At 53.2% G+C, this 12,993-nt stretch carries 11 protein-coding genes; 3 read left to right on the top strand and 8 right to left on the bottom strand.

Going from position 1 to position 12,993, the window contains the following annotated elements; translation table 11 throughout:
• The first annotated feature begins 63 nt into the window (after window positions 1–63).
• Window positions 64–1,119 carry a PLP-dependent cysteine synthase family protein gene (locus QNN88_RS11715; protein WP_414240373.1) on the top strand — a complete coding sequence of 352 codons (1,056 nt, stop codon included), beginning with the start codon at window positions 64–66 and terminating at the stop codon, window positions 1,117–1,119.
• Between the two features lie 42 nt (window positions 1,120–1,161).
• Here the strand turns inward: QNN88_RS11715 and cof are convergent, their stop codons facing one another.
• Entirely contained in the window at window positions 1,162–1,980 is an 819-nt protein-coding gene (cof, locus tag QNN88_RS11710; RefSeq protein WP_414240372.1) for an HMP-PP phosphatase, read from the bottom strand.
• 99 nt (window positions 1,981–2,079) lie between these two features.
• On the opposite strand from cof, the gene QNN88_RS11705 reads away from it, so the two are divergent.
• Together QNN88_RS11705 and queC are read left to right on the top strand one after the other, a co-directional pair.
• Window positions 2,080–3,780: an SgrR family transcriptional regulator gene (locus QNN88_RS11705; RefSeq protein ID WP_414240371.1), complete on the top strand. Its 1,701-nt coding sequence runs from the start codon at window positions 2,080–2,082 to the stop codon at window positions 3,778–3,780.
• Window positions 3,781–3,969: 189 nt separating this feature from the next.
• The gene (gene queC, locus QNN88_RS11700; protein WP_414240370.1) at window positions 3,970–4,665 is read left to right on the top strand and encodes a 7-cyano-7-deazaguanine synthase QueC; all 696 of its coding nucleotides are present in this window, start codon (window positions 3,970–3,972) and stop codon (window positions 4,663–4,665) included.
• Between the two features lie 64 nt (window positions 4,666–4,729).
• On the opposite strand, the gene fadM is transcribed toward queC, so the two are convergent.
• The 7 genes from fadM to clpP form a co-directional block, all read right to left on the bottom strand.
• The gene (gene fadM / locus QNN88_RS11695; RefSeq protein ID WP_043001576.1) at window positions 4,730–5,128 is read right to left on the bottom strand and encodes a long-chain acyl-CoA thioesterase FadM; all 399 of its coding nucleotides are present in this window, start codon (window positions 5,126–5,128) and stop codon (window positions 4,730–4,732) included.
• A 103-nt stretch (window positions 5,129–5,231) separates the two neighbouring features.
• Complete coding sequence (locus QNN88_RS11690; RefSeq protein ID WP_414240369.1) at window positions 5,232–5,606, bottom strand: helix-hairpin-helix domain-containing protein; 375 nt, start codon at window positions 5,604–5,606, stop codon at window positions 5,232–5,234.
• Window positions 5,607–5,756: 150 nt separating this feature from the next.
• Complete coding sequence (gene ppiD, locus QNN88_RS11685; protein WP_414240368.1) at window positions 5,757–7,631, bottom strand: peptidylprolyl isomerase; 1,875 nt, start codon at window positions 7,629–7,631, stop codon at window positions 5,757–5,759.
• 267 nt (window positions 7,632–7,898) lie between these two features.
• Window positions 7,899–8,186 carry a nucleoid-associated protein HU-beta gene (gene hupB, locus QNN88_RS11680; protein WP_152754439.1) on the bottom strand — a complete coding sequence of 96 codons (288 nt, stop codon included), beginning with the start codon at window positions 8,184–8,186 and terminating at the stop codon, window positions 7,899–7,901.
• A gap of 193 nt (window positions 8,187–8,379) precedes the next feature.
• Window positions 8,380–10,734 carry an endopeptidase La gene (gene lon / locus QNN88_RS11675; RefSeq protein ID WP_042285905.1) on the bottom strand — a complete coding sequence of 785 codons (2,355 nt, stop codon included), beginning with the start codon at window positions 10,732–10,734 and terminating at the stop codon, window positions 8,380–8,382.
• 184 nt (window positions 10,735–10,918) lie between these two features.
• Window positions 10,919–12,193: an ATP-dependent protease ATP-binding subunit ClpX gene (clpX, locus tag QNN88_RS11670; RefSeq protein WP_336220981.1), complete on the bottom strand. Its 1,275-nt coding sequence runs from the start codon at window positions 12,191–12,193 to the stop codon at window positions 10,919–10,921.
• Between the two features lie 127 nt (window positions 12,194–12,320).
• A complete protein-coding gene (clpP, locus tag QNN88_RS11665; protein ID WP_002891804.1) occupies window positions 12,321–12,944 on the bottom strand; it encodes an ATP-dependent Clp endopeptidase proteolytic subunit ClpP in 624 nt (207 codons plus the stop codon).
• Between the last annotated feature and the right edge of the window lie 49 nt (window positions 12,945–12,993).

Here is a 12,993-nt window from a genome sequence, read left to right as displayed (position 1 = left end):
AAATGGCAACAATTTTTTCCGTGCTTTTCGCTACTCTTGGCACAAAATGACAAATGGACAGTAATGATGAACAGCACCTGGGTTAAAAACGCGATTAATGAGATTAACGCGGATTATCAGCGCTCTGCCGATACGCACCTTATTCGCCTGCCGTTACCTGCTTTTGAGGGTATTCATCTGTATCTGAAAGATGAAAGCACTCACCCGACCGGTAGCCTGAAGCACCGACTGGCGCGTTCGCTGTTCCTCTATGGGCTGTGCAACGGCTGGATTAAGGAAGGCACGACGATTATCGAATCCTCTTCGGGTTCAACGGCAGTATCCGAAGCTTATTTCGCCCGTCTGCTTGGCTTGCCGTTTATCGCCGTCATGCCTGCCTGCACGGCAAAACGAAAAATCGAACAGATTGAATTTTATGGGGGTCGCTGCCATTTCGTGGAAAACGCCTGCGAGATTTATGCTGCCTCAGAACAACTGGCGCGCGAGCTGAACGGCCACTATATGGATCAGTTCACTTATGCCGAACGCGCTACTGACTGGCGTGGTAATAATAATATTGCCGACAGCATCTTCCGCCAGATGCAGTGCGAACCGCATCCCGTACCGAAATACATTGTCATGAGCGCCGGAACCGGGGGCACCTCCGCCACGATAGGCCGCTACATTCGTTGCCAGGGCTACAATACACAATTGATGGTCGTGGACCCGGAAAACTCCGTCTTCCTGCCTTTCTGGCAGGAACGTGATGCCTCGCTGCGCAGCCCTGTCGGCAGTAAAATTGAGGGCATTGGTCGCCCGCGCGTTGAGCCTTCTTTTATTCCTGACGTGGTCGACGAAATGCTGCGCGTTCCTGATGCTGCGAGCGTGGCCACTGCGCACTGGCTGGAAACACAGTTAGGCCGCAAAGTCGGCGCCTCTACGGGCACCAATATGTGGGGCATGCTGCAACTCGCCAGCCGCATGCGCGAAACCGGAGAAACCGGCTCGCTGGTGACATTACTGTGCGACAGCGGCGAGCGCTATCTGGACACTTACTACAACCCTGAATGGGTAAGCGCGCACATTGGCGATTTAACGCCGTGGCAATCTCAACTGTCACACATCCTGAATCAGCAATAAAAAAAACGGGCATATCACTATGCCCGTTGCTGGTAGGGTCTCTCATTCGGGGGAATAAGGAAGATTTGGATAGTCCAGCCAATGTGTCAAAAAGTGTGATACCGCCTGATTGCGGCAATGCCCAATCACCGGTAAATGGGGAAGTTCGGCAATAAGTTGCGGCATGGCATTGCCCATGATCAGCCCCCGTCCAACGCTGCCGAGCATTTCGCGATCGTTCATCGCGTCGCCAAAGGCCATACATTCCGCCAGCGACAGCCCCAGATGTCCGCTCAGGACCTCCAGTGCAGAACCTTTGTTACAGCCCACCGGCAGCACTTCCAGGCAATCAACCGACGAGAAGCAAAGATGGGCCCGCGCGCCTAATGCCTCTTCAAGCTGAATTTTCAGCCGTGTCAGATCGTCATGATCGCCACAAAAACAAACTTTGGTGACGTTATCTGCCGGGATACGCGCGACATCCACAATCTGATAACGAAACCCGCTGTAGACGTGAGCGTGCAGCATCTCGGGGATCTCTTGCCCGGTAAACCAGCCGTTATCGTTGAAGACATGCATACTCGCCTGCGTGTCCCAGGCCTGATGTAGAACAATCTCCGCCACTACCGGATCCAGATCCCGATGATGCAGCACTTCGCCTTCCAGCGAGTGAATACGCGTCCCGTTACCGGTTATCAGAAAAGCATCGAGTGAAAAAGTGCCAAGAATATGGCGCATTTCCAGCACATGACGCCCGGTGGCAAACGTCAGGGTAATGTCGCGTTCGCGTAGACGCGCAAGAGTAGAGAGCGTTTCATCACCCAAAAGGTGATTTGGCATCAACAGGGTGCCATCCATATCAAATGCCGCCAGGCGTGCCATCTCTTTCTCCACTCTGTGACAAATTAACTTGTGATCGAGTATTACCTGATATATACGGAAGTAATAGTGAATAGATAAAAAAAATTGTTCCGGGTTTATATGCGACTACTCAATCGGCTTAATCAGTACCAGCGACTCTGGCAGCCTTCTAATGGCGAACCGCAGAGCGTGACTGTCGCAGAACTGGCCGAACGCTGCTTCTGTAGCGAGCGACACATCCGCACGTTGTTACGCCAGGCGCAGGAGTCGGGCTGGCTGGTCTGGGAAGCACAGTCCGGGCGCGGTAAGCGTGGGCAGTTACGTTTTCTGGTAACGCCGGAATCGCTGCGCACCGCCATGATGGAACAGGCGCTGGAGAAAGGACAACAGCTTAGCGTGCTGGAACTGGCGCAACTGGCACCCGGTGAATTGCGGGCGATGCTGCAGCCCTTTATGGGCGGTCAATGGCAAAACGACACGCCCACGCTACGTATCCCCTATTACCGTCAGCTTGATCCGCTACACCCTGGTTTTCTTCCTGGACGCGCCGAGCAACATCTGGCAGGGCAAATTTTCTCCGGCCTGACGCGTTTTGACAGCCAGACGCAGCTTCCCTGCGGGGATTTAGCCCACCACTGGGACATCTCCGCCGACGGGTTGCGCTGGGACTTCTATATCCGTTCAACGCTGTTCTGGCATAACGGCGACGCGGTAGAGACGACACAACTGCATCAGCGACTGCTGATGCTGCGTGAAATCCCGACGCTAAACCGGTTATTTACCAGCGTGAAGCGCATTGAGGTGACGCATCCTCAGTGTCTGACCTTTATCCTGCATCGTCCTGATTTCTGGCTGGCGCACCGGCTGGCAAGCTACGGCAGCCTGCTGGCGCATCCGGAACATCCTGTCATCGGAACGGGACCTTTTCGTCTGACGCTGTTTACGCCTGAACTGGTGCGCCTGGAAAGCCACGATCATTATCATCTCGCGCATCCATTGCTAAAAGCCATTGAGTACTGGATCACGCCTCAGCTTTTCGCGCAGGATCTCGGCACCAGCTGCCGTCATCCGGTGCAGATAACCATTGGTAAACCCGAGGAACTCGCCACGGTGAGTCCGGTAAGCACCGGCATCAGCCTCGGTTTCTGCTATCTCACGCTGAAAAAGAGCCCTCGCCTGACGCCACAGCAGGCTCGTCGGCTGGTCAGCCTTATTCATCGCTCTTCGCTGCTGCAAACGCTGGATGTGGGGGAAAATCTGATTACCCCCTGCACTGAGCTGTTGCCTGGTTGGGCCATCCCGCAATGGGAGGGGCTGGACGAGGTAGAATTGCCAAAGGAAATGACGCTGATTTATCACCTGCCGGTGGAGCTGCATACGATGGCAGATCACCTGCGTCATACCCTGAAAGCATTGGGATGCGAACTGACGCTGATCTTTCATAACGCAAAAACCTGGGAGGGCTGCCAGCAACTTGCCAGTGCGGATCTGATGATGGGGGATCGCCTGATTGGCGAGGCGCCCGAATATACTCTCGAACAGTGGCTACGCTGCGATTCACTCTGGCCGCATGTACTTGATGCCCCGGCATTTTCGCATTTGCAGGCGACGCTGGATGCGCTGCAAATCAGGCCAGAAGAAGAGCATCGATATGCCGCATTACAACACGTCTTCGCCAGCCTGATGAACGAAGCGACGCTGACGCCGCTGTTTAACTATCACTATCGTATTAGCGCGCCGCCGGGCGTAAATGGGGTGCGGCTGAACCCGCGCGGCTGGTTTGAGTTCACCGAAGCCTGGCTTCCACCGCCCGCATCGTGAAGAAGCTGGTCGCCAGGCAACTCTGGCGCTACCATAACCTCTTTATACACGTCATCCTTCAAACGGCCCCTTTGTTGGCCAGGTCTGTTCACCCCAGTCATTTACTTATGTAAACTCCTGGGGATTCTCAACATGTCGCCTCAAGGCAGGTTGAATGATTTCGTGTACAGCCATTTATCAGGATTAACCATGAAACGTGCCGTCGTAGTATTCAGTGGAGGTCAGGACTCCACGACCTGTCTGGCGCAGGCGCTGCATCAGTATGATGAAGTGCATTGCGTGACTTTTGATTATGGTCAGCGACACCGTGCGGAGATTGATGTTGCACGTGATCTGGCTCTGAAACTGGGCGCGCGAGCGCACAAAGTGCTCGATGTAACGCTATTGAGTGAACTGGCCGTCAGCAGCCTGACTCGCGACAATATCCCGGTTCCGGATTACGAACCGGATGCCGATGGGATCCCGAATACCTTTGTCCCTGGGCGCAATATTCTGTTTCTGACCCTGGCGGCGATTTATGCTTATCAGGTAAAAGCTGAAGCGGTCATTACCGGCGTCTGCGAGACCGATTTCTCGGGTTATCCTGACTGCCGTAATGATTTTGTCGAGGCGCTGAATCATGCAATCAAACTGGGCATGGCGAAAGATATCCGTTTTGAAACGCCGTTGATGTGGATTGATAAAGCCGAAACCTGGGCGCTGGCCGACTATTGGGGTAAACTGGATTTAATCCGGGAAGAAACCCTGACCTGCTACAACGGCATCAAGGGCGACGGTTGCGGCCACTGTGCGGCCTGTAATCTACGCGCAAATGGCCTGAATCATTATCTGGCGGATAAACCAACCGTAATGGCAGCCATGAAGCAGAAGACCGGACTGAAATAATTGTGGGTTTCGCCGGATGGCGGTGCCTGGCACCTTATCCGGCCTACAGGTGAATCAACCACACCTACTTCACCATTTGCTCCAGCTTTTCGCGCAACTCCCCTTCCAGCGGCAGCGCTTTTTGCGATTTCAGATCGATACAGACGAACGTAATGAGCGCATCAGCCACCACCTGTCCTTCCGGCTCCAGCGTTATCACCTGACTCAGAATACCGCTTTTCCCGTTTAACTGTTGCACCTGACTGGTGACGGTCAACAGATCGCTCAGAACCGCCGGGCGGCGATAGTTGATATTGATGTTGACCACCACGAAAGCGATATTGTGGGCAGTCATCCATTGAAAGCTATCGCTGCTCTCGAGGCCATCCCAGCGCGCTTCCTCCAGAAACTCAAGATAGCGGGCATTATTCACGTGCTGATAGACATCAAGATGATAACCACGGACTTTGATCTGTGTTTGCATAGCGCAGAAACCTTACGTTTTTGTTATTGGTAGACATGAGTAGAGAGGTCATAACTGGTATGACCTCTCTCAGTCTGGCAAATATTTGCCAGTGTGCAAGTGATTAAAGAGTTAAAACTGACAGATTACGCTCTACTAACGCATTTCCCATCCCCGGCACCTGTTTGAGATCTTCCACCGTTTTAAACGGGCCGTACTCTTCGCGGTAGCTGACTATCGCCTGTGCTTTCTTCAGACCGACTCCGTTCATCGCTCGCGCTAACTCTTCTGCCGATGCCGTATTGATACTGATCCTGGTACCTTCCTGATCGCTGGTCTTCGCCGGGGTTGCCGCTTTGTTTTTGCCTGCGACGGGTGCTTCCGCTTTGGTTTCCACCGCCGCAGTCTTCGCCTCTGACGACGCCGCCAGTGCGCTTTGTGACATGCCCGCACAGACAAAAGAAAGGCTGATAAGCAATGCTTTAATTCCATGTTTCATACTGTTTTCTCCTTGTTTGTTAACAGTGGAATCACGATAGCGAGGGAGATACTCACGGACAAATGGCAAAATTCAGAAATGGAAAAGGCCGCGAAAGCGGCCTTTAAACGTTACAACAGTTGCGTAATACGCTGCGAGACGTCTCGAAGATTACTGCTGCTGATCCATCGCATCGCCGATCTTAATTTTCGCGGCTTTACGCAGGTTACTCATCAGCGCTTCAAAGACAATCTGCGCATTGTTCTGGGTGATCCCCTGAACCATGGCTTTTTTCTGTTCTTCTGGCATAGAGCCCGCTTTCACGTCATCAAGCGCCAGCAGAACCACATTACCCTGCATATCGCTGGCAATGCCGTAGCTCGGCTTATCTTTCGCTGGCAGGCTCAGACCAAACGCCGCCTGGCTAACCGGATCCTGACCCGTACGGCTCAGCGTTTTAGACTCGCCAAAGCTCAGACCAGCGGCTTTCATCGCTTCTGCGCCTTTACCCGCCTTCAGCTCAACCAGCAGTTTTTCCGCATCCAGTTTCGCCTGCTGTTCTGCTTTGTTGTGCTTAACCAGCGCCGTAACCTGATCTTTCACGTCAGACAGGGGTTTTACGGCTTCGGCTTTGTGATCGCTAATACGCAGAACAAACGCGCGATCGCCATCGACGGTAATGATGTCGGAGTTTCTGCCCGGCGCGCCGTTTTCACCCACCAGAGCGCCATCAAAAATGGCGTCAGAAACCGGTTTGAAATTCAGCTCTTCCGGCAGGTTCTCGTGGCTGAACCAGCCCGTCTGTACCGCTTTCGCGCCAGCCGCCTGTTCGGCGCCCGCAAGAGATTCCGTATCATTGTTCGCCGCGTCGCTCACTTTCTGCTGCAGGGCAAAGTATGCATCGAGCGCTTTTTCCTGCTTCACTTTCGCGGCAATGTCATCGCGGACTTCGCTCAGCGGCTTCACAACCGCTGGCTGAACGTCGTCCAGACGCACAACCAGGAAGCCAACAGAGGATTTAATCACACCAGAAAGCTGACCTTTCTCTTTCAGACCCGCATTTTTCAGCTCTTCCGGCGTTGTGGCGTCTTCCAGCCAGCCCATATCACCGCCGTTACGGGCAGAGATGATGTCTGCGGATTTCTCTTTCGCCAGCGCAGCAAAATCGCCGCCTTTGTTCAGCGCGTCAAGCACCGCTTTCGCTTCATCTTCCGTTTTGGTCTGGATGATGCTGTAACGGTTACGCTGCGCCTGGGTGAATTGATCCTGATGCTGATCGTAATAAGACTGGATATCTTCATCGCTGACCGGCTTTTGCATCGATGCTGCGTCCAGCTTGATGTAGCTTACACGGAACTGTTCCGGCGTCATGAAGCTGTTTTTGTGCTGCTCATAGTAGCTGGCCACTTCCTGGTCCGTCACTGACTGCTTCGCCGCGAGCGCATTAACGTCAATCGTGGCTTCACGCACGACGCGCTGCTGAGAGACCAGCGCCGCCAGCGCATCGGTCTCGCCTTTGAGCATGAAATCAGTCCCGGCGATGCCGCTAATAATCTGCTGAGTAGTCAGTTGGTTACGCAACGCCTGCGCATACTGATCGGCGGTCATTCCCATTTGATTCACGAGCGCATTGTAGCGATTGTTATCAAACTTACCGTCGACCTGGAATGCCGGCGTGGAGAAAATAGCCTGCTTCACCTGCTCGTCGCTGATGCCCAGTTTCAGTTCGCGGGCATACTGGTCAAGCAACGCTTCATCGATCAAGCGATTGAGCGTCTGCTGGCGCAGCGTTTTCATGTAACCTTCGTTCGCCGCGAGCTCAGAATACTGATCGCCCAACTGCTGCTGCATGCGATTACGTTCGCTGTTGAACGCATTCTCAAACTGCCCACGGCTGATTTCCTGGTCATTCACTTTAGCGGCGTAGTTGTTGCCTCCGCCAATCAGGTAACCACTCACGCCGGTCAGAATGAACGACACGATAATGATTCCGAAAATAATCTTGAGCACGAGACTGTTAGCAGCCGTGCGTAAGCTGTCCATCATGGTGTAACCACACTCCGCTGTAGGTGACGATACACTGCATCATTCAGGTTGCTTCGTCTTCAACCGCCACGATGCAACGTGAATACTTTGTGTATATACGCGTTACGCAGCATAGCGTTTCCTGAACGCTGCGCATAAAGGTCTATTGTGACAAGAAACAGGGGCAATTGTCAGCCCACAACGAGTATAAAATCGCTGCAAAAATAAAAAAGGCACATCAATTGATGCGCCCTTGTACTGAGTCCTGTCCCCGAAGGGGGATCACGCTTAGTTTACTGCGTCTTTCAGTGCTTTACCTGCACGGAAACCAGGTACTTTGGCGGCAGCAATGGCGATCTCTTTACCTGTTTGCGGGTTGCGACCAGTACGGGCAGCACGCTCTTTAACAGCAAAAGTACCAAAACCTACCAGCGCAACGTCATCCCCTTCTTTCAGAGATTCGGTAACAGAAGCAATAATTGCGTCTAACGCACGCCCTGCCGCAGCTTTGGAGATATCAGCCCCTGCAGCAATTTTGTCGATCAGTTGAGATTTATTCACTCTTCTCTTCCTCATTATAATTTATATCGCACCAGAATCCTTCAAAGTGCGACCGCGCAGCAGTTATATCAGGCCTGCCGTGCCCTTACAACACCCGATAATGATGGCAGACCTAATCCGTCATCTAAATTAGCTATACAAAAAAAGGCTGGCAAGTACGAAATGGCCTGCCAGCCCTGTTTTTATTAGTGCTCTTTGCGCGAGGTCACTATTTTGCCGTCACGACCTGCATTCCGGAGGGTTCGTTTTGCAGAGCAAGTGTCAAAACCTCTTCAATGCGTTTCACCGGATGGATGTCCAGATCGGCGATAACGTTGTCCGGAATCTCTTCCAGGTCACGTTTGTTTTCATCCGGAATTAAGACCGTTTTGATACCACCACGGTGCGCAGCCAGAAGTTTTTCCTTTAACCCACCGATTGGCAGAACCTGACCACGCAGGGTGATCTCACCGGTCATTGCCACATCGGCACGCACCGGGTTACCGGTGAGGCAGGAAACCAGCGCCGTACACATGGCGATACCGGCGCTCGGACCGTCTTTCGGCGTTGCCCCTTCCGGTACGTGAACGTGAATGTCGCGTTTTTCGTAAAAGTCCGGATTAATACCCAGTTTTTCCGCACGCGCGCGCACCACGGTCAGCGCAGCCTGGATGGACTCCTGCATCACTTCACCCAGCGAACCGGTGTAGGTCAACTTGCCTTTGCCCGGTACGCAGGCGGTTTCGATGGTCAGCAGATCGCCGCCCACTTCGGTCCACGCCAGACCGGTCACCTGGCCCACGCGGTTTTCATTGTCCGCACGGCCATAGTCAAAGCGCTGTACGCCGAGGTAATCGTGCAGGTTATCGCCATTAATGACAATGTGTTTCAGTGACTTATCCAGCAGCAACTGCTTAACGGCTTTCCGGCACAGTTTGGAAATTTCGCGTTCCAGACTACGCACGCCAGCCTCACGAGTGTAGTAACGAATAATGCCGATAATGGCGCTGTCGTCGACCGTCAGCTCGCCTTTCTTCAGCGCGTTACGCTCAATCTGCTTCGGCAGCAGGTGCTGTTTCGCGATATTCAGCTTCTCATCTTCGGTATAACCGGACAGACGGATCACTTCCATACGATCCAGCAGCGGCGCCGGAATGTTCATGGAGTTGGAGGTCGCCACAAACATCACGTCGCTGAGATCGTAGTCCACTTCCAGATAGTGATCGCTGAACGCCACGTTCTGCTCTGGATCCAGTACCTCAAGCAGTGCGGATGCCGGATCGCCACGCATGTCGGAAGACATTTTGTCGATCTCATCGAGCAGGAACAGCGGGTTTTTAACGCCCACTTTCGCCATTTTCTGGATCAGTTTACCCGGCATAGAACCGATGTACGTCCGACGGTGACCGCGAATTTCCGCTTCATCGCGCACGCCGCCCAGCGCCATACGGATGTATTTACGCCCGGTCGCTTTGGCGATGGACTGACCCAGAGAGGTTTTACCTACCCCCGGCGGTCCCACCAGGCACAGAATCGGCCCTTTGATTTTGTTCACACGGCTTTGTACCGCGAGATACTCAAGGATGCGGTCTTTCACGCGCTCCAGACCGTAATGGTCGGTATCAAGGATTTCCTGCGCCTGACGCAGGTCTTTTTTGACCTTGCTACGCGCATTCCACGGCACCTGTACCATCCAGTCGATGTAACCGCGCACCACGGTCGCTTCCGCCGACATCGGAGACATCATTTTCAGCTTCTGCAGTTCAGCTTCGGCTTTCTCTTTCGCCTCTTTCGGCATTTTCGCCGCGTCGATCTTCCGCTTCAGCGCTTCGTTTTCATCCGGCGCATCGTCCATTTCGCCGAGTTCTTTCTGAATCGCCTTCATCTGCTCATTCAGGTAGTACTCACGCTGGGACTTCTCCATCTGCTTTTTCACACGGTTGCGAATACGCTTCTCAACCTGCAGCAGATCGATTTCAGACTCCATCATCGCCATTAGATATTCCAGACGTTCATTCACGTCTGACATCTCCAGCACGGACTGCTTGTCCGCCAGCTTCAACGGCATGTGCGCGGCGATGGTATCCGCCAGACGCGCCGGATCGTCGATGCTATTGAGCGACGTCAGCACTTCCGGTGGGATTTTCTTGTTCAGCTTGATATAGCCTTCGAACTGGCTGATAGCGGTGCGTACCAGCACTTCCTGTTCGCGCTCGTCGATAGCAGGCGAATCAAGATATTCCGCTTTCGCAGAGAAGTGCTCGCCGTTATCAGACAGCGCAGAAATACGCGCACGTTGTAACCCTTCGACCAGCACTTTGACGGTGCCGTCAGGCAGTTTCAGCATCTGCAAAATAGAGGCCACGGTCCCGACGGTGAAAAGATCGTTTACACCCGGCTCATCCGTTGATGCTTCTTTCTGGGCGACCAGCATGATTTTTTTATCATGGTCCATAGCCGCTTCCAGACAACGGATAGATTTTTCCCGCCCTACAAACAAGGGTATGACCATGTGCGGATAAACCACCACATCGCGCAACGGCAATACGGGGATTTCAATGCGTTCAGAACGCTCAGGATTCATAGAGCTCTCTCTTAGTTTAGTGTCCGCCAGGTAATCAGGCGGCATCGCTGTGCTTCACGCCACCTTTAACATGTATGTCAGTATATGGGGATGTTTCCCACACATTCAACGCCATGATTACGGAAAAAATAAAGGGGAGATAAAATCCCCCCTTTTTGATTAACTGATTGTATGAATTGGCTAATTATTCACCAGATGCCTGCTGGGCTTCCGGCTTGCCGTAAATCAGTAAAGGCTTGCTCTGGCCGCCGATCACCGACTCATCAATGACCACTTTTTCGACGTCTTCCATCGAAGGCAGATCGTACATGGTATCCAGCAGCGCGGCTTCGACAATAGAACGCAGACCACGGGCACCGGTTTTACGCGCCATCGCTTTGCGGGCAATTGCATCCAGCGCTTCGTCGCGGAACTCCAGGTCGACACCTTCCAGATTGAACAACGCCTGATACTGTTTCGTCAGGGCATTTTTCGGCTCTTTCAGGATCTGAATCAGCGCCTCTTCACTCAGTTCACTCAGCGTCGCCACAACCGGCAGACGACCAATGAACTCAGGAATCAGACCAAACTTGATCAAATCTTCCGGTTCTACCTGCGAGAGCAGCTCGCCTTCGCTGGCTTTATCGGACTGGGCTTTCACCGTCGCGCCAAAACCAATGCCGGAGCCGGTTTCAACGCGGTTGGCGATCACTTTATCCAGGCCGGCAAACGCACCGCCACAGATGAACAGGATCTTAGAGGTATCCACCTGCAAGAACTCCTGCTGCGGATGCTTACGTCCACCCTGCGGCGGAACGGCGGCAACCGTCCCTTCAATCAGTTTCAGCAGCGCCTGCTGTACGCCTTCACCGGAAACGTCACGGGTGATCGACGGGTTGTCAGACTTACGGGAAATCTTATCAATTTCATCGATATAGACGATACCACGCTGCGCTTTTTGCACATCGTAGTCGCATTTCTGCAACAGTTTCTGAATGATGTTCTCGACGTCTTCACCCACGTAACCCGCTTCGGTCAGCGTGGTGGCATCCGCCATAGTGAACGGGACGTCCAGCAGGCGCGCCAGCGTTTCCGCCAACAGCGTTTTACCGGAGCCAGTCGGGCCGATCAGCAGGATGTTACTTTTACCCAATTCGACGCCATTACTGGTGTCGCCATTGCGCAGACGTTTGTAGTGGTTGTATACCGCGACCGCCAGCACTTTCTTCGCCTGTTCCTGACCAATGACGTAATCGTCAAGGTGGTTACGAATTTCGTGTGGCGTTGGCAGCGCACTGCGTTCACGATGCGGTGCAACTTCCTTAATCTCTTCGCGAATGATGTCGTTACACAGATCGACACATTCATCGCAGATATACACGGATGGACCGGCGATGAGCTTACGCACTTCATGCTGGCTTTTGCCGCAAAAAGAGCAGTACAACAATTTGCCCGAGCCATCTTTGCGTTTATCTGTCATGAGTCAAAACCTCTTCTTTGTTCTTTGTGCCGCACACGACGACGCAAAATGCCATTCTCAGGCGCAACTCGCTTTGTCGCGTTGTGCCGCCCCTGGTAAGTATAGCGGCAGAGTTGCGCCCCGGGCATCAATTACGATGGGTCAAAATCGAGTCGACTAAGCCATACTCCACTGCCTCAGCGGCAGAGAGGAAGCGATCGCGCTCAGTATCACGCTCAATCTGCTCAAGAGATTGACCCGTATGGTGTGCCATAAGTTCGTTCATGCGCCCTTTTACTTTCAGGATTTCACGGGCGTGAATTTCAATATCCGTCGCCTGGCCCTGGTAACCCCCCAACGGCTGGTGAATCATAACGCGGGAGTTCGGCAGGCAGAAACGTTTACCTTTCGCTCCGGCCGTCAGCAAGAAAGCACCCATTGAGGCCGCCTGGCCCATACAGATGGTGCTGACGTCTGGCTTAATAAACTGCATGGTGTCATAAATCGACATCCCTGCGGTGATCACGCCGCCCGGAGAGTTAATGTACAGATAGATATCTTTTTCCGGGTTTTCGGCTTCCAGGAACAGCATCTGCGCCACAATCAGGTTAGCCATATGATCTTCGACCTGCCCGGTCAGAAAAATGACACGTTCCTTAAGTAGACGAGAGTAGATATCAAAAGAGCGCTCACCACGTGAGGTCTGTTCAATGACCATCGGCACCAGCGCCATATGGGGTGCAAAGTTATCTCGTTCGCCGCTGTATGACATTTCCGTCTCCTGGATAAAAATTGAAAAAACCTGCTGTACCGATTGTAAC

Source organism: Citrobacter sp. ANG330 (genome assembly GCF_047467925.1).
Classification (GTDB): domain Bacteria; phylum Pseudomonadota; class Gammaproteobacteria; order Enterobacterales; family Enterobacteriaceae; genus Citrobacter_A; species Citrobacter_A amalonaticus_G.
Note: the sequence above shows the minus strand (reverse complement) of the source record. Positions and strands in the feature narration are given on the sequence as shown.

What these genes read in the sequence shown, in the direction of transcription:
- QNN88_RS11715 (WP_414240373.1), top strand. Translation starts at nt 64, where the DNA reads ATGATGAACAGCACCTGGGTTAAAAACGCGATTAATGAGATTAACGCG.
- cof (WP_414240372.1), bottom strand. Translation starts at nt 1,980, where the DNA reads ATGGCACGCCTGGCGGCATTTGATATGGATGGCACCCTGTTGATGCCA.
- QNN88_RS11705 (WP_414240371.1), top strand. Translation starts at nt 2,080, where the DNA reads ATGCGACTACTCAATCGGCTTAATCAGTACCAGCGACTCTGGCAGCCT.
- queC (WP_414240370.1), top strand. Translation starts at nt 3,970, where the DNA reads ATGAAACGTGCCGTCGTAGTATTCAGTGGAGGTCAGGACTCCACGACC.
- fadM (WP_043001576.1), bottom strand. Translation starts at nt 5,128, where the DNA reads ATGCAAACACAGATCAAAGTCCGTGGTTATCATCTTGATGTCTATCAG.
- QNN88_RS11690 (WP_414240369.1), bottom strand. Translation starts at nt 5,606, where the DNA reads ATGAAACATGGAATTAAAGCATTGCTTATCAGCCTTTCTTTTGTCTGT.
- ppiD (WP_414240368.1), bottom strand. Translation starts at nt 7,631, where the DNA reads ATGATGGACAGCTTACGCACGGCTGCTAACAGTCTCGTGCTCAAGATT.
- hupB (WP_152754439.1), bottom strand. Translation starts at nt 8,186, where the DNA reads ATGAGGAAGAGAAGAGTGAATAAATCTCAACTGATCGACAAAATTGCT.
- lon (WP_042285905.1), bottom strand. Translation starts at nt 10,734, where the DNA reads ATGAATCCTGAGCGTTCTGAACGCATTGAAATCCCCGTATTGCCGTTG.
- clpX (WP_336220981.1), bottom strand. Translation starts at nt 12,193, where the DNA reads ATGACAGATAAACGCAAAGATGGCTCGGGCAAATTGTTGTACTGCTCT.
- clpP (WP_002891804.1), bottom strand. Translation starts at nt 12,944, where the DNA reads ATGTCATACAGCGGCGAACGAGATAACTTTGCACCCCATATGGCGCTG.